This window comes from Vibrio sp. TBV020, assembly GCF_046056895.1.
GTDB lineage: Bacteria > Pseudomonadota > Gammaproteobacteria > Enterobacterales > Vibrionaceae > Vibrio.
This window is the reverse complement of the sequence record NZ_JBEEAQ010000001.1, coordinates 1,214,853-1,237,692: the sequence shown is the minus strand read 5'-3', so window position 1 is coordinate 1,237,692 and position 22,840 is coordinate 1,214,853. Positions and strand designations below refer to the sequence as shown.

The following is a 22,840-nucleotide window of genomic DNA, read 5'->3' as shown; positions in this document are numbered from 1 at the left end:
GTCCTAAATTATGATTGCTTACTTCGCTCAACGGGGCTTTCTTGCTCGAATCATTACCCTTATGGTTCTGTTACTCGGCGCGGCATCGCTCACAACACTCAAGCTCCAAGAGTATCCGGATGTTGCATTTGATTCCGCGGACATCATCACCCAATACCCTGGCGCTACCGCTCAAGATGTCGAACTCAATATCACTAATCCGATAGAGAAAGAGTTGCGCACCGTTCAAGGCATCAATCACTTTATCTCTGAATCTACGGATGGACAGTCCTTTATCGAGTTGGAATTCAACGAAGGCGAAGACTCTGCCAAGATATTACGAGACATCCAGCAAGCGGTTGACCGTGTCAGCGGTTTACCCAAAGACATTACGAGTCCACCAGTCGTCACTCAAAGGCAGACCTCCTCATTTGAGGTACTGACTTTTGGCGTGAGCCTAGCGCAAGACAATGACGATGCAGCGGCGCTACAGCATTACGCCCGTCAATTAGAGAAAAGCCTACTCGATGTCTCAGGAGTCAGCTCTGTTTCCATGAGTGGATACAACGAGCGCGAGTTTTGGGTTGAGATAGATCCGACCAAAGCGAGTCGTTACCAAGTGTCGTTAAGTGAAGTCAGCACAGCCATTTCACAACATAACCTGTCTCAGTCTGGCGGAGTGGTCGAATCATGGAATAATGAGCAGAAAATCGTCACCATGACTCAGGTTCAATCTGCCGAAGATATTGGTGATATCGTCGTTAAAGCCCTTAGTAACGGTACGATTGTCAAAGTGTCTGATGTTGCGAATGTGGAAGATACATTTGCCAAAGCCACTCAACTCGGTCTACTAAATGGTCAATCCGCAGTACTTTTCTCAGTAACGAACAGTGGCAGTGCGGACATAATCACTACGGTTGATAACGTCAAGAACCTGATCAGTTCAGAACAAGAACGTTTCGTCACTCAGTACCAATTTGATTACGGTATGAACCTCGCTGACGATATGCAAAACAGATTTTCGATCGTGTCAATGAATGGAGTCATTGGTCTAGCACTGGTTCTTATCGTATTGAGTATGGTGCTAAAGCGTCAGGTTGCGTTTTGGGTTTCGCTCTCTATTCCATTTTGTATTCTAGGGGTGCTTGCTGTCCTCCCAATGTTAGGGCTTAACCTTGATAGCATTACTTTAGCGGCACTGCTGTTAGTGATCGGTATTATTGTCGATGATTCAGTGATCGTCGCTGAGAGTATCTACCAAGAAAAAGAAAAGGGGAAATCAGGTCTAGATGCCGCTGTGTCGGGCACGAAAAAGGTGGTCAAGCCTATCATTGCGAGCCTATCAACCACAGCATTGGTATTTATTCCGATGATGTTCATTCCTGGAACAATGGGTAAAGCGGTACTCGTTATTCCTATCACCGTAATCGCAGCGCTGCTGTTCTCGCTGATGGAGTGTACGATCACCCTTCCGGCACACTTATCCGGTGCATTGGAAAGTAAAAAAGGCAACTCAAAGGGCAAGTTTAACGGCATTAGCCATGGTTACCGCCGCCTATTAACCAAAGCTTTGAGGTTTAAGAAAAGTGTCATTCTGGCTGCTCTGGGAGTCAGCATTGCATCAGCGGGGCTGATCTCAACATTAAAAATAGATATCTTCCCATCGGAAGCGGCAAAATACATTGAAGTCTATACCGAAGCTAAGCCTGGTACACCATTAAACGAAATTCGTTCTGCGCATCAAGCAGTAGAGCAAGCCATAAACGAACTACCAAAGAATGAGCTTGCTAGTTATGAGCTTACTTATTCTTCACCGGTTAGCACTGGTGTCATTACATTAACGAACTACGAGCAACGTGACCGAACGGCCGCCGAGATCATCAAGAGCTTAAATGCGCATCTAGCAAAATCAACGCAGCAGCTCTTCGTCAAGTTTTCTATTGATGCTGGCGGTCCACCACCGGGGGAACCTGTAGAAATTAGAGTATTAGGCGGTACCACAACGGAGCGAGATCAAGCCGTCACATTAGTGTCGGACTGGCTAAACAAACAATCAAGAATCAGCGGCGTCACTAACAATGAAGCACTTAAAGATCCTCAGTTAAATATCGTGCCGCAATACGATTGGTTAGCCAAATATAACCTAACGGTCTCAGATCTCGCTTCTGCTCTGCGAATTGCTTTTGATGGGGACTCTGTCACCTCTACCTGGCTTGGCGACCAAGAAGTGGATATACGTGTCATTCTTAATGAAGAGCATCGTGATTTTGAAAAATTAAAAACCACCAAAATCTATACTGCGGAAGGTAAGCACGTACCACTTAGCCGACTAGCAAAAGTGGAAGAAATTGAAGCACCTCGGCTTATAAAACACTACAACGGTGAACGTGAAGTCACAGTGACCGCACAAATTACTGATGAGTCACTTTCACCTGTGACATTGTCAGAGCAACTTGTCACTGAACTGGCCGGTCAATATCCACAGAGTGTCACCATTGACGTCGGTGGTGAAGCAGAGAATACCAATGAAACCATGAGTGGCTTTATGGTGGCTTTCCCTGCCGCAATGGTAGCGATTTTCTTTGTCCTTGCCGTGATGTTTAACTCGTTGCTACAACCACTATTGGTCATGGCTGTGATTCCATTTGCTGTGATAGCGTCTTTGATGGCACTAGTCGTCCACATGCAAGCACTCTCCTTGTTTGCCTTGATTGGTGTACTCGGTATGACTGGCGTTGTCGTGAACAATTCACTGGTGTTGATCAATCGCATTAATGAATTAAGACAAGAAGGTCAACAAGCTATGGACGCAGTTATCAACGCCTCTGTAAGCCGTCTTCGCCCAATCTTATTGACGTCGGTCACAACGGTGGTAGGACTGTTGCCTTTAGCTTATGGCCTTGGTGGAACCGACGTGTACATGGGACCAATGTCACTCACACTTGGCTACGGTCTATTGTTCTCGCTCCCCGTTGTTCTACTCGTTATACCGAGCTTGTATGCACTGTTCTTTGCCCGTAAGTGACCTTTCATGCCATCTAGATGACGCAGCCTCATACGTTTGCGTCAATCCACTGCCTAGGAATTCTTTGCTAGATGGGCTTTTTATCCAACGCAACGGCTCATAGATACGAAAAAGCCTCGGACTTCCGAGGCTTTAATCTATTCAGTTGACTGATTATGACTTACTCTTCATCAACAGGAAGGTCGGCCATCTGCTGCAAACTGTAAGCGGTTACTGGGTCAATCGTCTTAACTAGCTCTTCAACTTGTTTAATCGCATCTACCGACGTACTCGCTTTGCGGTAGCTGAGGTAAATCGGACGATACCAATCTTCAACACCTTGTACTTTGAACAACTGCCCACTCGCTAAGAACGGCTCAACAAGTGACGCAGGTAAGTAAGCACTTCCTCCCTTTTCAAGGATGAAGTCTAGAGCGATACGCGCTGTCGATGTACGTAAGTATGGCGCTGGAATCTTTGGATGTCGCTCAGCATGCTCAGAAGCAAACTTCGTCCCCCAATCGACATAAACGTACTTATCTTCAAATACGGTCTCTAATGCTTCTTCTCGGGTCGACACCAAAATCAGCACCACATCAGCGACTTTCTTGCAGTTAAGCTCGTCTGCTTTAATTTGGTCAAATGCAAACGCCATATCCAGTGTACGCTCTTGCAACTGACGATTCAGCACTTCACGGCCCATGATCTCTGCCATAAAACCATAGCCTTCAAACTGATCAGTGACCAAGCTTAAACAGTTCTGTAAGTAAGCATCCCAAACGCTAGGCGTACCGCCTAAAGTCAGCTGAAGGGCTTTACCGCTTTCAAGAGAGAGTTCTAGTTTTGCTTGCTGCAAAGTGCTGACCATCACTTCTGCATAGCCAATTAAACGCTCACCAGATGAGGTCAACTTGATGTTGTTGCGGTCACGAATGAACAACTGAGTATCAAAGTAACTTTCCAGTTGCTTAATACGAGCACTCACCGCTGCTTGGGTGATGTACAGGTTTTCTGCTGCTTTACCAAAATGCCTGACTTGAGCCAGTTCTAAAAACGTTCTAAAGACTTTTACGTCCATTGGATTACCTCTACCGACAATCTTGTAAGGTTAGCAAGTGCGGTGAAATTTTATAATCTTTCAATCACTAAAGTGTTATCTAAATTTAATAAAACTATTCAATAGTTAAGATAAAAAGGTTTTGTTTTTCTTTTATGAATTTTCCGCCTACTTTTCGCTCTAGTTCCACATGTAGGTATTTATAGAGGCTACCAAAATGTCAGACACTCAATTTCGTCATGGCAAAAAACGTTTTTACGACAACACTAAATTCCCACGAGGCTTTGCTAAGTCGGGTGATTTTACGCTTGCAGAGGAAGAAATCCTAACCCTTTATGGTGATACCATGCTGGGCTTAGAGTCTGGCGAACTGCAAGCTGAAAATGCGGAAGAAAAACATTTCGTTAAAGTACTGGTCCACCCAGGAAAAGCGAAATCAAAACTAGAACGTGTTTGGTTGAAGTACATTCAACTTGCGCGTGGCCGTAAGCGTTTTCATACCTTAAATGGCCGCACCAAGCCTGATGCTAGCAGCATTGAGGACTACTCAGATGATGTGAGCTTGGTAGAAGAAGATTAATCCCGAATTAAAAAGCCCTGATATAAACAATTCAGGGCTTTTTATTACTTGGCTAACATGGCGACTTTTTTCAGAAAGCTATCTCGTAGATGCTCTTGTACAAGCAAAAGGCAGATATTTCGCTATGAAGACCCTTGAGGAAAATCAATCCTTATGCGGTTTGCTCTTCACGAATGATCTCAGCCAGCGTCTTTAGCCTCTGCGAACTGTGCTTAACATACGGGTTATCAACATCCCAAGCATAGCCAGCTAGAATTGAACTTATCATTTGTTTGATACGTGGATTTGGGTTTTGGTAAAAAATGACATCTTGCAGAGTGCCGTTGTACCAACCTTCAACATATGTTCTAAAGGTGTTCACTCCTACCATCAGAGGTTGTGCGTAATCTTGCTGCCAATCGACTTTCTCACCGTTCAACTGACGTACCACACATTCTGCTGCATACTGAGCCGACTTCATGGCAATAGTCACACCAGATGAGAATACAGGATCAAGGAACTCACCCGCGTTACCAAGCAATGCATAATGTGGCGTCGCAAGGTGCTTCACATTAGCAGAATAACCGCCAAGTTCACCGGCTGGATTCGGGTATTCAGCATTAGCAAGCAATTGTTGTAGACCTGGTTCTTCATTGGCTAGTTGCTTAATCGCCGCTATTTTATCTTCAGGGTAGCTGTCGAAAAACTCAGGTTCACCAACAACACCGAACGAACAAATACCGTTTGAGAAAGGAATCAACCAATACCAGACATCATGATTATCGGGGTGTACTGAAATCAGAATTTTATCACGATCATACTGAACATCTGATGCATCAATATTGTCTACAACATGAGTAAAAATCGCTTTACGTGGAGGCAAACATGAAGGCTCTTCAAGACTAAGCATTCTCGGTAACACACGGCCAAAGCCGCTTGCGTCTAACACATAGTCAGCTTCTATTTGATATGGGTTACCTTCAGCATCATTAACGGTTAAAAGGGAACGCTCGCCTACAAATTCCATCGCTAAAAGTTCATGTTGATAACGAATTTCAACGCCTTGATCTTCGGCACTATCGGCAAGCACCTTGTCAAAGTTACCGCGCTGAACTTGAAAGGTTGTGCCAGGCCCTGGTGTAAACTTGTCAGTAAAATTGAATTGGGTGTACACGCCCTCACGTCTAAACGCTGCGCCATCTTTATACTGAAAACCAGCTGCGTTAACCGCATCTAACATGCCAGCTTGCTCAACAACTTCCATGCAAGCGGGTAACAAGCTCTCGCCAATAGAAAAACGAGGAAACTGCGCTTTTTCAATCACAGTAACCTTAATATTTTGCGCATGAAGTAACGCAGAAACGGTAGAGCCAGACGGCCCAGCCCCGACAACTAAAACTTGGGTATTTTCTTTATACATAACGACTGTTCACTCGCTCACGGTCAGATGACCATTTATTGCGCTTTTAATTTTAATAATGTGTGGCCAAGGCCAATATTGTCAGTGCGTTCTTCGACCACCAAACCCGCTTCTTCAATGATCTCAAGGAAATCATCACTGCGGTAGAAACGGCTGTTACCATTCGCAAGACACGTAAAGTAAAGCGACGTCGCATTTAAGCTGTATGAGGCGGCATCATACTTTTGCGCATCCCAGAACAACTCTAGGATGTAAACTGAATCACCACTACGTAGCTGGTTTTTAACCCGCTTCAAAATGCTTAAGATTTCCATCGGTGAAAAACAGTCTAAGAACTGACTCATCCACCATACATCAGCGTGTTCAGGTAATGTTTGCTTCTTATCAAGCATGTTGGCTGGAAACGGAGTAACACGGTGAGAATGACCATTGAGTTCAGCATTAGCCATCGCCATTTCCAGCTGCTGAGGAAGATCAACAATAGTAATTTCAACGTCCGCATTATGATTGCAACACTGCATTGCCCACTTACCTGTGTTCCCACCAATATCCACTAAGGTTTTTGGTTTATCTTTGAACACTTCCTCTAATAAGATCGGAAACGAACGATCAGAGTAGAAGTGATCAAACTTAAACCAACTTTGTTTTGCTTTTTCCGGCAACTCTGACAAGCCTTGATAAATGGTTTCCCACTCACCAAGCTCTTTAAGGCCAGCAGGCTTACCTTCCACAATGGACTCTGTTAAGTGCATCATAGCCGCATAACAAACGTCAGCAGTGAAATCCATGTTGGCGTTAGTCATTCCATCATGAAGAATAAAGTAACCTAAGTTAGCTAAAGAATAGTTAGGCTTTTCCCATAAAACGATATCAGCACTGATCGCCATATCCAGAAGGACTTTGACACCATATTCAGAAACACCTGTTTGCTGCGCAATTGTCTCAGCGGGCAAACCTTGGCTACCTGCATTATCTAGTGCCTTTAAAACACCGATATCACGCAACGTTCTGGCGGTGTGGAATGCAATGGGTGCAAATGAAAGCTTTTGAGCTTCTGTCTTTGCCTGTAAAGCGTTAAATCGATCTTTATTTTTATCTAGCACGAAAAACCTAACTATTTATCTTCTAATTTCTTACTCAGCCGCTGCGACTAGCGACAGTTGACGTTTAATATCTACATTCAGGTTGTTCACCCAACGATTGTAGTTGCGATGGATTTTGCCACCTTCTGCTTTCAAATTATCTGAGTTGAGATAAAGAATGGAGTAGAATTTAGCGTTATATGGAATTTTGACTTCCGCATAATGCGAGCGAACGTGAATTTTGGCGTTAAGTTCACCTGAATTAACTTCTTCCACAACCCAACCGCGATTCGTTGCCGCTTGCATAATCGCCATCTTAACTTGTTTACTTTGAAGATTATATCCAACTGGAGTATCCTCAACATTCATTACTGGCTGAACACGCCCACATCCGACAAGTAATAAAGCAAGCAATAGTGAGCTGAGTAACTTAAGTGGTGACATATTAATAATTCCTTATTAGGTTTGTAAGTCGGTAATAGTATTTCGCTGTAAACACAACAATTCAATCTATTATGCCAACATCAGTTCTAAACATTTCATTTAATATCGATTCATGGCTCGCGCATTCTAACGGATTCTCGCTGTCTCAAGATTGGGAAAATTGGGCAATTAGTTTGCAGTGGCCAGAAGAAAGTAAACTGATTACATCTGCAATTCCGCCAATGATGCGCCGACGAATGAGCAATTTGTCCAAACTTGCGGTACAAACGGCGATTGAGTTATTGAATGAACATAAGGTTGATTACTTAGTTTTTTCTAGCCGACATGGTGAGTTACAACGTAGTGCCTTACTCATTAAAGAGATACTACAAGGAGAAGAGGCGTCTCCAATGGCATTTGCTCAGTCCGTGCACAATACTGCCGCTGGCCTCGCAACCATTGCAACGAAAAAACCGATTCCTTTGACCTCCATTTCTGCGGCAGAAAACACGTTCCAAAGTGCGATTCTAGAAGCTTGGCTTTATCTTGACGAACACCCAGATCATAAAGTGCTCGTCATAGACTTTGACGAACCTTTACCTGAGCCCTACACAACCTATGAAGCTCAGGTTTACCGCGGCTATGGCCTTGGGCTAGTCCTTTCAAACGGTGAACAGATTAGTATCTCTGCTTGTGAATCAACGGAAGAAAGTAACTCTGCACTGCCTCAAGGTTTAGAGTTTATCCGTCACTACTTATCACCACAGAATGAATGGCATATTCATTCTCCTCACCAATCTTGGCATTGGAAGCGCTAATGAGAATGCTCAATCAATATTGGCGCGTATTCGCTACTGGATTCTGTTTTACTGTTTTTGGACTCGGAGGCTTAGTCCTCAGCTTTATTGTGATTCCTATTATTCGATTATTATCGAAAGGACAGACGGAAACCGAATATAGAGTTCAAGGTGCAATACAGCGTTCGTTTAATTTCTTCTGTCAAACGATGAAGTTTACTGGCGCGATTGACTACAAGATCGTTGGCGCTGATATATTAAAAAATGATAGAAATTGTTTGATTGTCGCTAATCACCCAAGCTTAATAGATTATGTGCTCATCGCCTCTCAACTCGAACGTTGTGATTGCTTAGTAAAATCAGCGATATGGGTAAATCCATTTATGAAACATATCGTAAAAGCTGCTGGGTATATTCCAAACGAAACACCGGATGATTTATTGTCTATTTGTGAACAGCGCTTTGATCAAGGGAACGTATTATTAGTTTTCCCTGAAGGCACACGAACAACGCCCGGTGTTGAATCTAAATTACAACGTGGTTCGGCACAAATAGCCGTGCGCACAAAGCGAGATTTACGTCTAGTACATATCACAGTCTCTCCGAGTTTTCTCACAAAAGAGAAAAAGTGGTATCAAGTACCCCCAACCAAGCCTTTTTTCCTCGTTGAAGTTAAGGATAAAGTTGAGGTTGAGCCTTTTATCAAGCAAACTACGACCCCAACGCTAGCGGCTCGCCGTTTACAACAGCATTTGGCTGACACACTCTTTCCTGAAAACCCATAGTCACAAGCAGGTCCAAGTGGAAAAACTACATAACGAAATCAAACAACTTATAATTGATGCGCTTAATCTAGAAGATTTAACCATTGAAGATATTGAAACTGACGCGCCTTTATTCGGCGACGGCTTAGGTTTGGATTCTATTGATGCGCTCGAACTAGGTTTGGCGATCAAGAAAAAGTACAACATTGTTATTGATGCAGACGACTCGAATACCCGTGAGCACTTTGCATCGGTAAGCAATCTTGCTAACTATATCTCTGCCCAAACAAGTGAATAATTCGTAGGTACTTTCATGACAGATGTAAACAAAGAACAAGTATTTGACCAAGTGAAAAATGCACTTGAAGAATTGTTTGAAATTGATGCAGCGGATATTGTGCCAGAAGCACACTTATACCAAGACCTAGATTTAGATAGCATTGATGCTGTGGATCTTGTGGTTCACCTACAGAATGTAACAGGCAAAAAGATCAAACCTGCGGAATTCAGTACCGTTCGCACGGTTGATGACGTAGTAAACGCAGTGACAGAGCTTCTTAAGGAAGCCTAATGCGTCAATTGCTGACAATCTTGTCCGCAGTTGTTCTGCTTGCCTACCCATTTGCAATCTATTTTGGCATAGAACGCTATGGTATTTCCTTGGTGGGGATAATACTTATCTTCGCCTTGGGAATTCGGCTGCTGTCCGTTCAACGAACCCAGCTTAAAGAACTTAAATCTGTTGCTCAGATCAGCGCGATAATTGGGATTTCATTGGTCGGCCTTAGCATCCTATTTAAGCAACATGGATGGATGACGTTTTACCCTGTTGTCGTTAACCTATGTATGCTGATTGTGTTCGCATCCAGCTTTAAGCAGCCACAAACCATCATTGAGCGCCTAGCTCGCCTTCAAGAGCCTAATTTGCCAGAAAGTGGGGTGGTTTACACCCGTAAAGTTACTGCAATTTGGTGCGGTTTCTTCATTTTAAATGGACTGATAGCACTCTATACCTGCTTTCAATCTTTAGAAATTTGGACGCTCTACAACGGTTTCATCAGCTATGTACTGGCTGGCCTGTTAATGGCGGTCGAATGGGTAGTTCGCCAGTTTATTCGTAAGGATCACTAGACATCATGCATTTATCCTCCAATGACTTTGTGTCACTAGAGAACTTACTCTGCGCGTCACGTTCTGCCACTACCCCAGTTGCGTTCGATCATGAGAACACCATTAGTTGGGCTGAGTTTCAGCATGATGTTGCCTGCTATGCAAAAATGCTCTCAACGCATAACGCTGAGCGCATCGCACTGTGTTTTAGTGACAGTTACCTATTTTCAGTCGGCTTTTTTGCAGTTTGCTATACACAAAAATCCTTGGTGCTACCAGGTAACTACCAAACAGAAGCAGTAAAAGAGCTGCAAGAGCACTTTGATTTACTGATGCATGATGATGCTGTGTCAATCGCCGATGGGATTCCTGAACTCACCGTGCGCAAGCAATCCCATTTATCAACTTCACCCCAGCCTATAGGCGGACAAAGCTCAGAGAACTTGCAGCCTTTAGATGCATCAACAATTGACCTAACTCTTTTTACGTCAGGCTCAAGCGGCAAAGCGAAAGCAATCAACAAAAGCCTCGCTCAACTCGATACTGAAATTGCAATCTTACAATCCCTGTGGGGTGAGCAACTTGAAGGTACTCGCATTGAGAGTACTGTGTCTCATCAACATATATACGGATTGCTTTTCCGATTGTTATGGCCGTTATGTGCAGCGCGACCGTTCGCTATCCAGAACCTAGAATTTCCAGAGCAGATTGTTCATCATGCCAACTCAGATACTGCTTTGATCAGCAGCCCTGCACTGCTGAAAAGGCTAACTGAAGAACATCAGCGCACTCCCCTAAGAGCGGTTTTCTCTTCGGGAGGCCCATTGCCAAATTCAGCTGCTACGCACAGTGAGGAGCTATTTTCTCAGTTACCAATCGAAGTCTTTGGCAGTACCGAAACTGGTGGTATTGCTTATCGTCAACAGTTCTCTGCATCCACTTATTGGACTCTTTTCCCTAGTGTCGAAGCAGAACTGAATCAGGAGCGCTGTTTAAGGTTATGCGCCCCTCATATCAATGGTTCACACTGGTATCAAACTGCCGATGAATGCTATTTTCATGATAAGGTTTCATTTGAGCTTAAAGGCCGAACTGACCGCATCGTTAAAGTAGAAGAAAAACGGATCTCTTTGGTAGAAGTAGAGAAACGCCTAGAACAGTTGGCGTGGATCAGCGAAAGTGCTGTTATTCCAATGACTGAAGGTAACCGCTTGTCTCTTTGTGCTGTTTTAGTACTAACAGATGCGGGCAAACAAGAGATAGAGACTTTAGGTAAAGGCAAGTTCTGGGTAGCCCTAAGAAAAGCGTTACGTGACTGGTTAGAGCCGATTGCGATCCCTAGAAAGTATCGCGTAGTCGACGAGGTTCCCTTAAATAGCCAAGGGAAAAGACAAGTCGCCGAGATAGAAAAGTTATTCCAATAAAGATTAATAGAAATGGAACAGAGAAAACCAACCATTACTGACGTGAACGTTGTCGATAACAGCGCTACCATCATTATGAAGGTAGACGCGAATATCTTGGACTTTCGTGGTCATTTTACTCACTTCCCATTGCTGCCGGGTGTGAGCCAAATCGATTGGGCGCTTTTTTACGCCATCGAGCATTTAAACACGCCGCCCCTATTCAAAGGGATGGAAGTGATAAAATTTCAAGAACCGATCCTGCCAGATAGCACTGTAAAACTTGAGCTAATTTGGGATGATGACAAACAAAAGCTCGCGTTCAAGTACAGCTCTCAAACATCAGAACGTCTTATCATTCACTCTTCTGGCAAAATGAAGTTAGGTGAATAGTGTGAGCCATTATCAAGCTTGTTTTTTGATCCCTTGCTACAACCACGGCAATACCATTGCTGACGTGGTATCGTCCCTACGCCTTTTTGAACTCCCTTTTATTATCGTGGACGACGGCAGTAATCAAGAAACGAAACAAGCACTAAGCAAACTGTCTCAACAAGAAAACCTCACCTTAGTCACCTTAGAGAATAACCAAGGTAAAGGCGGCGCGGTGATGGCAGGTATTCGCCAAGCAGACCAACTAGGCTTTAGTCATGTCATTCAAATTGATGCCGATGGTCAACATGATGTTGAAGCTTTACCTAGGCTCATGGCGTGCTCAACAGACAATCCTGAACACCTCATTTCAGGCCAGCCTATTTATGATGACAGCGTTCCTAAAGCGCGTTTATATGGTCGCTACGCAACCCATATCTGGGTATGGATAGAAACTCTCTCTCTTGCAATTAAAGATAGCATGTGTGGCTTCCGCGCTTATCCCGTACAGAGCACTATCGAGGTATTGGATAAATACGACATCGGCACTCGCATGGACTTTGACATAGAGATTCTAGTGCGCATGTACTGGGAAGGCGTCGAAATAGACTTTGTCGAAACACGGGTAATTTATCCAGAAGGTGGAATATCTCACTTTGACGCACTTTGGGATAACGTAAAAATCAGCTGGATGCATACGCGATTGTTTTTTGGCATGTTGCCAAGAATCCCAAAACTTCTCGCTCGTAAACACCGAAAAACCTCCAATGCTCATTGGTCTAAGCGCCAAGAACAAGGGACTATCATCGGCATAAAGCTGATGTTGGCAATATACAGCCTGTTAGGCCGCAAAGCATTTAATCTTATCCTTAAGCTCGTCATTCGCTACTACCACCTCACAGGAAAGGATGCGAAGCAAGCTTCAGAGACCTATTTGACCCAACTCTCTAGCTACGCATCTCAGCAGCAAATTGAATTGCCTCAGCCATTAGATAGCTATCACCATCTACTCTCTTTTGGCCACACCATGATCGATAAGCTTGCCGCATGGAAAGGTGATTTTAGTGTTGATAACCTCACTATCCATGGTCAAGAACAGTTTCAGGAGATGGTGGATAATAAACAAGGTGTCTTATTGCTAGGCTCACACCTAGGTAACATCGAACTGTGTCGAGCCCTGGGTCGTCGACACAAGCACATAAAGATCAATGCCCTTGTCTTTACCGAACACGCTGAGCGATTTAATGCAGTAATGAAAGCCGTCAACCCAAACTCTGAGCTGAATCTAATACAGGTTAGCTCCATGGGGCCTGACACCGCTATCCTATTGCAACAAAAAATAGAACAAGGCGAATGGGTAGTAATTGTGGGTGATAGAACATCCACCAGCAAAGAAAGCCGCTCTGTTTGGGCTGACTTTTTAGGTAAATCTGCTCCTTTCCCGCAAGGGCCATTTATGCTGGCTTCGGTGTTGAAAGCGCCGGTATATTTACTATTTGGCTTGAGAGATGACTCAAGTGAAACTCCTCACTTCAACGTCTACTTTGAGCATTTTAGCGACAAAATCGTATTACCAAGAAAAGAGCGTCAAAAAGCGCTACAAGAGGTTGTGCAGAGCTATGCCAAGCGACTGGAGCACTACACGCTACAAGCCCCTTTACAATGGTATAATTTTTTCAATTTTTGGACATTAAGTAATCAGCAAGATGACGACGCAAAACAATAAAACCATTACGTTTGGCGCACAGGCTCTTACCATCGAAGATGTGGTAGCCATTGCTCAAGGTGCCAATGCCGACCTAAATAGCTCGCCAGAATTTACCGCTAAGATCGACCGCGGTGTTGCATTTCTTGAGCGACTATTAAAAGAAGAAGGCGTCATCTATGGCGTAACAACTGGCTATGGTGACTCGTGTACGGTTGCGATTCCGCCAAACTTAGTCGATGAACTACCCTTGCACCTGACGCGTTTTCACGGATGTGGATTAGGTGATGTACTTTCTCACGAACAAGCACGTGCTGTACTCGCAACTCGTCTTTGCTCTCTGGCTCAGGGTGTATCCGGCGTCACGCACGACTTACTCAATCAAATCGTTACGTTGATCAACCAAGATATCGCTCCGCGTATCCCGCAAGAAGGTTCTGTTGGTGCAAGTGGTGACTTAACGCCTCTTTCATACTTAGCGGCTGCACTTATTGGTGAACGCGACGTACTGTACAAAGGTGAAACACGCCCAACAGCGGAGGTTTTCGCTGAGTTAGGTATTGACCCTATTCACCTTAAGCCGAAAGAAGGCTTAGCGTTAATGAATGGTACGTCAGTCATGACTGCGCTCGCCTGCCTTGCCTACAAACGCGCTGAATATTTAGCGCAGCTATGTACCAAGATTACAGCAATGGTCTCTGTTGGCATGCACGGCAATGACTTCCACTTTGACGAAGCGTTATTTGCGGTTAAACCTCACCCAGGTCAGCAACAAGTCGCCGCTTGGCTACGTGACGATCTAAAAGCAGAACGTCCACCGCGCAACAGTGACCGCCTCCAAGACCGTTATTCTTTGCGCTGCGCGCCGCATGTTATTGGCGTAGTACAAGACTCTCTGCCATGGCTACGTTCAATGATCGAAAATGAACTGAACAGTGCCAACGACAACCCAATCATCGATGGTGATAACGAACGTGTGCTGCACGGTGGACACTTCTACGGTGGTCACATCGCAATGGCAATGGATACGCTAAAGACTGGTATCGCCAACCTTGCTGATCTGCTTGATCGTCAAATGGCACAGCTAATGGACTATAAGTTCAATAACGGTCTACCATTTAACCTAACGGGTGCTGAAGGTGAGCGTAAGCCAATCAACCATGGCTTTAAAGCAGTACAAATCGGTATCTCGGCTTGGACAGCAGAAGCGCTGAAACACACCATGCCAGCCAGCGTGTTCTCTCGCTCTACAGAATGTCACAACCAAGATAAAGTGAGTATGGGCACTATTGCTGCTCGCGACTGCCTACGTGTTCTAGAACTAACAGAACAAGTAGCTGCTGCGTCCTTACTTGCGAGTATTCAAGCCGTAGAAATCCGCCGTCGTCACAATGAACTCGACGAGCACCATATGAGTGACAACTTGAAGATGATTCGTGATGCAGTGTTAAGCGAATTCGAATTCGTCATCGAAGACCGTCCATTGGAACACGATTTACGTCACTTTATCGAGCGTATCCAGCAGCGTCACTGGTCGCTCTATTTGGAGGCGTAATGGAGCAAGAGATCCTTTTTCCTCTTGAGTCGGAGGTGACTATGGTCACCTCTTTCCAAGATGCTGATCCTATGGGTGTGATATACCACGGTAACTACTTCCGCTTTTTTGAAGAAGCTCGCCGTATCATGATGGATAAAATTGGCTACGGTTACTTGGCTATGAACGAATCTGGCTATATGTGGCCGATCATTGATACGCGAGTAAAATACGTCAAAGCGATCCCATTTAACCATGAGATCCGAGTGACTGCGAAGCTGACCGAGTGGGAAAACCGCCTGCGTGTTGACTACATCATTTACGATGCCCAAACGGGTAAACGCATGTGTAAAGCGCACACAACCCAAGTGGCGGTTTCTATCAAAGAACAAGAGATGTGTTTCGCCTCTCCGCATATCTTTATCGACAAAGTAGAGCAATGGCACCGAGAAGGAAAAATAGCATGATCAAACGCTGTCTGGCTTCACTGCTAATTTTGGGCTCTCCTCTTGCATGGTCATCTGTCACTGATTTGGCGTCGCTGCAGGTTCAACTTGCTCAACACGAAACCGTACGAGGGGATTTTGTTCAGCAACGTCACATTGAAATGTTTGAGCAGCCTTTAAGCTCAGAAGGTAAGTTCACTCTAAATAAAGAGCAAGGCTTACTGTGGCAGCAAGAAACCCCCTTCCCTGTCGGTTTAGTTCTAACACAAGACAAACTTCGTCAGACCTTTGCGGGTCAGCAGCCACAAGTTATTACAGCCAAAGAAAATCCGATGGCGTTCTACTTTAGCCACATATTTCTAGCAGTATTTCATGGTGACACTGACGCACTAAAAGAGCAGTTTGATATTGCTTTCAACACAGAGTCAGACCAATGGACAATCGAACTGACACCACTGAGTCCTCCGCTAAATTCGGTATTCGAGTCGATAACTCTGTCAGGAAGTGACAATATCGACCAACTAGAACTGTTAGAAATTCGTGGCGACAAAACCGACATTAGCTTCTCAAACCAAACACATCAGCCTGAAAGGTTAACCGATGTTGAAAAGCAACAATTCAACTTCTAACCCTTGGTTTATGGGCAAACGAATTGCTATTGCATGGCTTGGACTGGTCTGCCTGTTCTTAGCCTTGCTGGCAAATCAATGGTTTTTTTCTCCTCAATCGCCCATTGAAACAAACATTCTAAAACTACTGCCTAAAAACCAGCAAAACCCAGTCGCCGAGCAAGCATTTGAAAGCGTATCGAATAATCTGAGTGATAAGGTCGTTTTTGTTGTCAGTGCTACAGAACCTAACAACAGCTATATAGCCGCAGAAGCTCTCGCTCATTCACTTAAATCTACAGGGCTATTTTCAGAAGTCGTGGGAAAAGTCGAAGCCGAGCAACAAAGTCGTTGGGCAGAGTACTACTATCAGCACCGCTTCCAACAACTGACGCCTGAACAACGTGTGCGTTTGACTGACCAACCACAAGCGCAAGTCCAATATGTCTTACAGTCTCTTTATAACCCTTTTTCTGGTGTCACTGGTAAAGAGCTGAGCAACGATCCATTTCTGATCTTCCGCGACTATCTCTCACAGCTGACACAACTTAATAACGCTTTTACTTTAAACAATGGCTTTCTTACGACCAATTACCAAGACCAACAATATGTACTGGTTAGTGCGACGCTTAAAGACTCGCCCTACAGCCTTAGCGCACAAAACGGCGTCAGTGAGATTCAAAGAATAGAACAAGCACTCACCGATCAATATGATGCACAGTTTTATCATACAGGGGTGCTTTTCTATGCTGAGTTTGGTACCCAAAGCGCTAAGTCAGAAATCAGTACCATTGGGCTATTTTCACTACTTGGTGTCGTGGTATTGATCATTGGCGTCTTTCGTAGCACCGCCCCACTTTCTTTAGCATTGCTCTCGATAACCGTCGGTTTGGTCGCAGCCTTAGCAGTCACGACTTGGCTATTTGGCACCATACACCTATTTAGTTTAGTGTTCGGGGCTAGTTTGATTGGTGTATCGATCGACTATGCGTTCCACTATTTAACCGAGCGTTTGGCCGCTGGGAATCAATGGGATAGTCGACAAGGCTTAAAGCATATTTTTGCGGCCATCACTATGGGCCTGTTGACCAGTTTGATTGGCTATATGGGCATGCTGATTGCGCCATTTCCTGGCTTGCAGCAACTCGCGCTATTTTCATCGATTGGATTAGCTGCTGCCTATGCGACTGTTGTGGCATGGTATCCCGTTCTGGCAGCTAAGCCCGCGAAAACAAGACCACTTCCAGGACTGACTATTTGGCAAAGCTGGCTCACTTTATGGTCTAAGCCAATAGTTCGTCGCTCACTGCCATTAACTTGTTTGATTGTCGCGTTACTCCCACTTGCTAATCTTCAATACGATGATGACATTCGCCAACTTCAAGCGATGCCAGAGTCATTAAAACAACAAGAAGCGTTTATTTCACAGCTAAGTGGCTTAAATTCCTCGCAGCAAATGATTGTTGTTACAGCGAAAAACGATGAACTGCTACTACAGAAGCTAGAGTCCTTTGATGAACAGCTTGCGCTTTGGCAGGAACAAGGTGTTATCGAAGGCTATCAAAGCCTTACTCAATTCATCAGCTCCACTTCGACGCAACAGCGTGATTTTGAGTTGATCAAGCAGCTTTACCACAATCAGGGAACCACTCTGGCGAGTACATTAAAGCTCTCGTCGTCACCGCAATTTGAACAGAGCTTTGAATCGGTTTCTTTGCAAGATTATCTATCTCACACAGTTTCAAAACCTGTACGCTTTTTGTATGTAGGTCAGGTCGGCGATCACACAGCAAGCGTCGTTCTACTCAAGAACCTCGCTAATGTAGATATCATCAAAGAGTTTGTCGCTACGCAGCCTAATATGATCTATCTAAATAAAGCCGAAGAAATCTCCGCCTTGTTTGCCGAGTACCGTATCAAAGTCATGGAGCTTATCGCCATTGCATTAGTGGTTATTGGCGCGGTATTAGCTAAGCGCTATGGGGTAGTACATACTGCCAAGATTCTTATTCCATCGTTAATAGCCTGTATTGCCGGATTAGCCGCAGCATCCGCTATTGGATCAACACTAAATCTGTTCAATTTATTAGCACTTATTCTCATTATTGGGATCGGCATCGACTACACGCTGTTTTTTGCTGAAAAAGCCCGTAGTACGAGTACATTACTCGCCATTACACTATCGGCTATGACAACGTTGCTTTCATTTGGCTTACTTTCATTAAGTCAGACTCATGCGATTCATAGTTTTGGTATCACGGTCTTGTGTGGCATTTTTGTCGCGTGGCTATTGTCTCCACTAGCAATTAAAGAGAGGAACTAGTGAAACTGACTCACATCACTAAAGTGCTAACGACCATCGTCCTCTCTGGGGCTCTCGCGGCATGTGTGACTGCCCCTCAAAGCACAACACCCCAAGTCGAAATAGCACAGGGGCAAAATGTCAGTTTGCCGTCACCAAGCTCTCTTGGTTATGGTCTAAGCGCCAGCCAACTGATTACGGCAACTTGGAATGTAGATAGTAAAACCCGCTCAGAACAATTACCTGTTCAACTACAAGTTAATGAAGACAAGCTCGTTCTCGCTGGTTTTTCATCATGGGGAACGCGCATTTTATCTCTTAGCTATCAAGACGATGCAATTTCTACTGATGTACTTAGCGGATTAGGCAGCATACTTCCTGCGCCAGAACAGGTGCTATTTAACCTAATGATCACTCTGTGGCCTTCTTCTGCTTGGGAAGCCCCGCTAAATAAGGTAAGGTGGCAAATGATTGATAGTGCTGGTTCTAGAAAAATTTTTGATAGTGAAGGCAATCAAGTTATCGACATAAAGTACGATAATACCGAGAAACTCGAAGGGGATATTCTCTTCCACCATCTCATTGATGGCTACACTATAAAAATCAATACTCTCCAGCATCAAAAAGTACAACTGACACCGCAGTAGATCCCATGAAAGTAAACGTTTCTAACCCCATTTTTATCCAAAGCTGTGGCTTTCATAGTGCTATGGGCTCAAATGAACTTGAGATACATCAGTGCTTAAATGGTCAGCGTCAGCCCAATATGGTGGCAGACTCCCAGACCTTAAACACTGGTGTATCTACTGTGGTTGGCCAAGTCAATACAACGCTGCCGAGTATTCCAAGTCATCTTGAGGACTTTGACTCCCGCAACAATCAATTAGCCCTATCAGCTTTGTTACAAATAGAAGATAGCGTTAACCAAGCCATTCAACAGTATGGACACTCACGTGTTGCCGTCGTCATCGGAACCAGTACCTCAGGAATCTCGGATGGAGAAGCCGCGTACAAGCAGCAGATAGAAACTGGTGCGTTCGCTGATGACTTCCATTACCGCAAGCAAGAGCTCGGTAATACTAGCGAGTTTATCGCTCAGTACTTTGGCATTACAGGTCCCTGCTACGCAATATCAACCGCTTGCTCATCCAGTGGGCGCGTCTTTATCACAGCTCAACGCTTGTTACGAAGTGGCATTGTCGACGCCGTAATTGTAGGTGGTGTGGATAGCCTTTGTCGACTAACGTTAAACGGATTTCATGGCCTAGAAGCGTTATCACAAACCTTGTGCCAACCATTTAGTGCGGACCGTGATGGTATCAATATTGGTGAGTCAGCTGCGTTGATGTTAGTCAGCAAAGAGCCTGCAAAAATTGCCTTACTCGGCGCCGGAGACAGCTCTGACGCTCACCACATTTCAGCTCCACACCCTGAAGGAAATGGAGCTGAAATGGCAATGCAAAAAGCACTTGATACTGCGGGGCTGACAGCTAATGATATTGGCTATATCAATGCTCACGGAACAGCGACACCACTCAATGATAGTATGGAAAGCAAAGCCATCTATCGAGTGTTTGGTTCAAGCGTACCAGTCAGTTCGACCAAGCCTCTAACTGGGCATACCCTTGGAGCAGCAAGCGCAACTGAAGCCGCCATTGCGTGGCATATTTTAAAACATGATTTAGAGCTACCAATTCAGCGTTGCCAAAACAAAGCCGACGACATTGCTGTTTCACTTGTAGAAACACCAACAAAGCTTGCAGGCAAAGCGATTTTAAGCAACTCTTTTGCATTTGGTGGTAACAACATTAGTCTAATTTTTGGTTACACCCATGACTAACTTTCCCTCAATTGATCAGCTATTGCCTCATGACGATCCTATGATTTTGATCGATGAGGCTCTAGACATACAGCAAGACACCATTCACTGCCAAGTCGAGATCGGTGCGAAAAATCCATTCTTCGATCAAGAGACTCAATCACTCCCTGCCTATGTGGGTATAGAGTTTATGGCTCAGTCTGTGGCAGCTTGGTCTGGCTACCACTCATTACAAAATGGTGAACAGCCGCCAATTGGTTTTTTACTAGGCAGCCGCCGCTATACTTCTCATTGCGATAGATTCCAAAATGGACAACGACTTGATGTGTTCGCTGAAAAAGTAATGGAAGATAATGGTATGGCGGTGTTTACGGCGCGTATCGAATTCGAACAACAAATAGTGGCAAGTTGCCAACTCAACGTATACGTCCCAACAGAAGAAAAATTACAAGAAATGAAAATCAGGAGTCAACAATGACCCGACAAGTATTAGTTACAGGTGCAAGTAAAGGGATCGGCAAAGCGATTGCAACCCAACTTGCAGCAGACGGATTTACAATTGTTGTCCACTACATGGGCGACATGAAAGGTGCACAAGACACCTTAGACATGATTGAAACCAACGGTGGCAATGGTCGCCTCATTCAGTTCGATATTAGCAATCGCGAAGAATGTCGCGAGAAGCTTGAAGCCGATATTGAACAACATGGTGCTTACTATGGCGTCGTGAACAATGCGGGTATCACACGTGATACTGCTTTCCCTGCTATGACAGAAGAAGAATGGGATGGCGTTATCCATACCAACTTAGACAGCTTCTACAACGTACTACACCCTTGTGTAATGCCGATGGTACAAAAGCGCAAGGGCGGCCGTATTGTGACGCTTGCATCGGTATCAGGCCTGATGGGTAACCGCGGCCAAACCAACTACAGTGCAGCAAAAGCAGGAGTGATTGGCGCGACTAAGTCCTTGGCACTCGAGCTAGCCAAACGAAAAATCACCGTAAACTGTGTTGCGCCAGGTCTTATCGATACTGGCATGGTGGATGAGCACGTCAAAGAACATGCGATGCCGCAGATCCCTCTACGCCGCATGGGTGAGCCAGAAGAAGTGGCAGGCCTAGTCAGCTACCTGATGTCAGACATTGCAGGCTACGTTACCCGCCAAGTTATCTCGGTAAATGGAGGCCTAGTATGAGTCGCCGCGTCGTAGTCACTGGCATGTCTGGCGTAACCGCTTTTGGTAACGACTGGCAAGCGGTTGAGCCTAAGCTTCGCGCTTGTGAGAACGCCACCCAATACATGGAGTCTTACGAGCAGTATGACGGCTTAAACACCAAACTGGCTGCGCCTGTTGACAACTTTGAACTACCGAAACACTACAAACGTAAACAGGTTCGTGGCATGGGTCGAGTATCCAAACTAGCTACTGTCGCAACCGAAAACGCACTTCTCCAAGCGGGTCTTATCGGTAACGATGTCCTGACTAACGGACAAACGGGTATTGCTTATGGTTCATCAACGGGCAGTACGGATGCGATTGGTGCATTTGGCGTCATGCTGAATGAAAAGACCACCAGAGCGATTACCGCAACCACTTACGTGCAAATGATGCCGCATACAACAGCGGTCAACGTCGGTCTGTTTTTCGGACTAAAAGGCCGCGTAATTCCAACCAGCAGTGCTTGTACATCTGGCAGCCAAGCGATTGGTTACGCTTACGAAGCCATCAAGCATGGTTACCAAACCGTCATGGTCGCTGGTGGTGGTGAAGAGCTTTGCCCTACCGAATCTGCGGTATTTGACACTCTGTTTGCGACGAGCTTAAAGAACGAAGCCCCGAAATCTACTCCGCGTCCATATGACAGTCACCGTGATGGCCTCGTCATTGGTGAAGGTGCTGGTACCCTAGTGTTAGAAGAGTATGAACATGCTAAAGCACGCGGCGCTAAGATCTATGCAGAGATCATCGGCTTTGCTAGCAACTGCGACGCAGCCCACGTCACTCAACCACAAATGGAAACCATGCAAATTTGTATGGAAATGGCGTTGCAAAATGCAGGTATCGAACCAGAAAAGATCGACTACGTATCGGCACACGGTACAGCCACCGATCGCGGTGACATTGCGGAAAGTAACGCGACGGCAAACGCTTTAGGCAAAGTGCCTATCAGTTCACTGAAGAGCTACTTTGGCCATACACTCGGAGCATGTGGCGCCATTGAAGCGTGGTTGAGCCTTGAAATGATGCATACTGGTTGGTTTAGCCCAACACTCAACCTAGACTCTCTAGACGAGCAATGTGGCAACCTAGACTACATTATAGGCACAGGCCGTGAGCTTGAAGTGAAATACCTAATGAGCAACAACTTTGCCTTTGGTGGCATCAACACCTCAATTATCTTTAAAAAGATCTGAGCCTAGACTCGATTGGTAAATATAAAACGGACTGGC

Annotated in this window: 23 protein-coding genes; 19 read left to right on the top strand and 4 right to left on the bottom strand. The window is 45.0% G+C overall.

The window, feature by feature from the left end; all coding sequences use genetic code 11:
* The first annotated feature begins 10 nt into the window (after positions 1-10).
* Complete coding sequence (locus tag AAFX28_RS05320; protein WP_408686323.1) at positions 11-3,004, top strand: efflux RND transporter permease subunit; 2,994 nt, start codon at positions 11-13, stop codon at positions 3,002-3,004.
* 160 nt (positions 3,005-3,164) lie between these two features.
* On the opposite strand, the gene AAFX28_RS05315 is transcribed toward AAFX28_RS05320, so the two are convergent.
* Positions 3,165-4,061 (bottom strand): LysR family transcriptional regulator, encoded by an 897-nt coding sequence (locus tag AAFX28_RS05315; protein WP_408686321.1) that lies wholly within the window; start codon positions 4,059-4,061, stop codon positions 3,165-3,167.
* Between the two features lie 196 nt (positions 4,062-4,257).
* Between AAFX28_RS05315 and AAFX28_RS05310 the strand changes: the two genes are divergently transcribed.
* Positions 4,258-4,620: a DUF413 domain-containing protein gene (locus tag AAFX28_RS05310; protein ID WP_408686319.1), complete on the top strand. Its 363-nt coding sequence runs from the start codon at positions 4,258-4,260 to the stop codon at positions 4,618-4,620.
* A 151-nt stretch (positions 4,621-4,771) separates the two neighbouring features.
* On the opposite strand, the gene AAFX28_RS05305 is transcribed toward AAFX28_RS05310, so the two are convergent.
* Genes AAFX28_RS05305 through AAFX28_RS05295 form a run of 3 tightly spaced genes read right to left on the bottom strand, consistent with a single transcriptional unit; the run spans position 4,772 to position 7,545 of the window.
* Entirely contained in the window at positions 4,772-6,019 is a 1,248-nt protein-coding gene (locus AAFX28_RS05305) for an NAD(P)/FAD-dependent oxidoreductase (protein WP_408686318.1), read from the bottom strand.
* Between the two features lie 35 nt (positions 6,020-6,054).
* Positions 6,055-7,122: a methyltransferase gene (locus AAFX28_RS05300; RefSeq protein ID WP_408686316.1), complete on the bottom strand. Its 1,068-nt coding sequence runs from the start codon at positions 7,120-7,122 to the stop codon at positions 6,055-6,057.
* Between the two features lie 30 nt (positions 7,123-7,152).
* Positions 7,153-7,545, bottom strand: a complete 393-nt coding sequence (locus tag AAFX28_RS05295) for a hypothetical protein (protein ID WP_408686314.1) — start codon at positions 7,543-7,545, stop codon at positions 7,153-7,155.
* Positions 7,546-7,616: 71 nt separating this feature from the next.
* Between AAFX28_RS05295 and AAFX28_RS05290 the strand changes: the two genes are divergently transcribed.
* Genes AAFX28_RS05290 through AAFX28_RS05210 form a run of 17 tightly spaced genes read left to right on the top strand, consistent with a single transcriptional unit; the run spans position 7,617 to position 22,804 of the window.
* Entirely contained in the window at positions 7,617-8,342 is a 726-nt protein-coding gene (locus AAFX28_RS05290; RefSeq protein ID WP_408686312.1) for a beta-ketoacyl synthase chain length factor, read from the top strand.
* Entirely contained in the window at positions 8,342-9,106 is a 765-nt protein-coding gene (locus AAFX28_RS05285) for a lysophospholipid acyltransferase family protein (RefSeq protein WP_408686310.1), read from the top strand. The genes AAFX28_RS05290 and AAFX28_RS05285 overlap by 1 nt, the downstream gene beginning before the upstream one ends.
* Positions 9,093-9,383 (top strand): phosphopantetheine-binding protein, encoded by a 291-nt coding sequence (locus AAFX28_RS05280; RefSeq protein WP_408686820.1) that lies wholly within the window; start codon positions 9,093-9,095, stop codon positions 9,381-9,383. Before AAFX28_RS05285 ends, AAFX28_RS05280 begins: the two co-directional genes overlap by 14 nt.
* A gap of 15 nt (positions 9,384-9,398) precedes the next feature.
* On the top strand, positions 9,399-9,656 hold the full coding sequence (locus AAFX28_RS05275) for an acyl carrier protein (protein WP_408686308.1): 258 nt from the start codon (positions 9,399-9,401) through the stop codon (positions 9,654-9,656).
* Entirely contained in the window at positions 9,656-10,216 is a 561-nt protein-coding gene (locus AAFX28_RS05270; RefSeq protein ID WP_408686306.1) for a hypothetical protein, read from the top strand. Before AAFX28_RS05275 ends, AAFX28_RS05270 begins: the two co-directional genes overlap by 1 nt.
* 5 nt (positions 10,217-10,221) lie before the next feature.
* Positions 10,222-11,619, top strand: coding sequence for an AMP-binding protein (locus AAFX28_RS05265; RefSeq protein WP_408686304.1), 1,398 nt, complete (start codon positions 10,222-10,224; stop codon positions 11,617-11,619).
* Positions 11,620-11,631: 12 nt separating this feature from the next.
* Positions 11,632-11,991, top strand: a complete 360-nt coding sequence (locus AAFX28_RS05260; RefSeq protein ID WP_408686302.1) for a 3-hydroxyacyl-ACP dehydratase — start codon at positions 11,632-11,634, stop codon at positions 11,989-11,991.
* 1 nt (position 11,992) lies between these two features.
* The gene (locus AAFX28_RS05255) at positions 11,993-13,696 is read left to right on the top strand and encodes a glycosyltransferase family 2 protein (protein WP_408686300.1); all 1,704 of its coding nucleotides are present in this window, start codon (positions 11,993-11,995) and stop codon (positions 13,694-13,696) included.
* Positions 13,677-15,230 (top strand): histidine ammonia-lyase, encoded by a 1,554-nt coding sequence (hutH, locus tag AAFX28_RS05250; protein ID WP_408686298.1) that lies wholly within the window; start codon positions 13,677-13,679, stop codon positions 15,228-15,230. Before AAFX28_RS05255 ends, hutH begins: the two co-directional genes overlap by 20 nt.
* Positions 15,230-15,676, top strand: a complete 447-nt coding sequence (locus AAFX28_RS05245) for an acyl-CoA thioesterase (RefSeq protein ID WP_408686296.1) — start codon at positions 15,230-15,232, stop codon at positions 15,674-15,676. The genes hutH and AAFX28_RS05245 overlap by 1 nt, the downstream gene beginning before the upstream one ends.
* Positions 15,673-16,284, top strand: a complete 612-nt coding sequence (locus AAFX28_RS05240; protein WP_408686294.1) for a LolA family protein — start codon at positions 15,673-15,675, stop codon at positions 16,282-16,284. Before AAFX28_RS05245 ends, AAFX28_RS05240 begins: the two co-directional genes overlap by 4 nt.
* Entirely contained in the window at positions 16,256-18,586 is a 2,331-nt protein-coding gene (locus tag AAFX28_RS05235) for an MMPL family transporter (protein WP_408686292.1), read from the top strand. The genes AAFX28_RS05240 and AAFX28_RS05235 overlap by 29 nt, the downstream gene beginning before the upstream one ends.
* The gene (locus AAFX28_RS05230; protein ID WP_408686290.1) at positions 18,586-19,212 is read left to right on the top strand and encodes a DUF3261 domain-containing protein; all 627 of its coding nucleotides are present in this window, start codon (positions 18,586-18,588) and stop codon (positions 19,210-19,212) included. Before AAFX28_RS05235 ends, AAFX28_RS05230 begins: the two co-directional genes overlap by 1 nt.
* A gap of 5 nt (positions 19,213-19,217) precedes the next feature.
* The gene (locus AAFX28_RS05225) at positions 19,218-20,405 is read left to right on the top strand and encodes a beta-ketoacyl-[acyl-carrier-protein] synthase family protein (RefSeq protein ID WP_408686288.1); all 1,188 of its coding nucleotides are present in this window, start codon (positions 19,218-19,220) and stop codon (positions 20,403-20,405) included.
* Positions 20,398-20,862 carry a hotdog family protein gene (locus tag AAFX28_RS05220; RefSeq protein ID WP_408686286.1) on the top strand — a complete coding sequence of 155 codons (465 nt, stop codon included), beginning with the start codon at positions 20,398-20,400 and terminating at the stop codon, positions 20,860-20,862. The genes AAFX28_RS05225 and AAFX28_RS05220 overlap by 8 nt, the downstream gene beginning before the upstream one ends.
* A complete protein-coding gene (locus tag AAFX28_RS05215; RefSeq protein ID WP_408686284.1) occupies positions 20,859-21,584 on the top strand; it encodes a 3-ketoacyl-ACP reductase FabG2 in 726 nt (241 codons plus the stop codon). Before AAFX28_RS05220 ends, AAFX28_RS05215 begins: the two co-directional genes overlap by 4 nt.
* Positions 21,581-22,804, top strand: coding sequence for a beta-ketoacyl-ACP synthase (locus tag AAFX28_RS05210; protein ID WP_408686283.1), 1,224 nt, complete (start codon positions 21,581-21,583; stop codon positions 22,802-22,804). Before AAFX28_RS05215 ends, AAFX28_RS05210 begins: the two co-directional genes overlap by 4 nt.
* Positions 22,805-22,840: the final 36 nt, after the last annotated feature.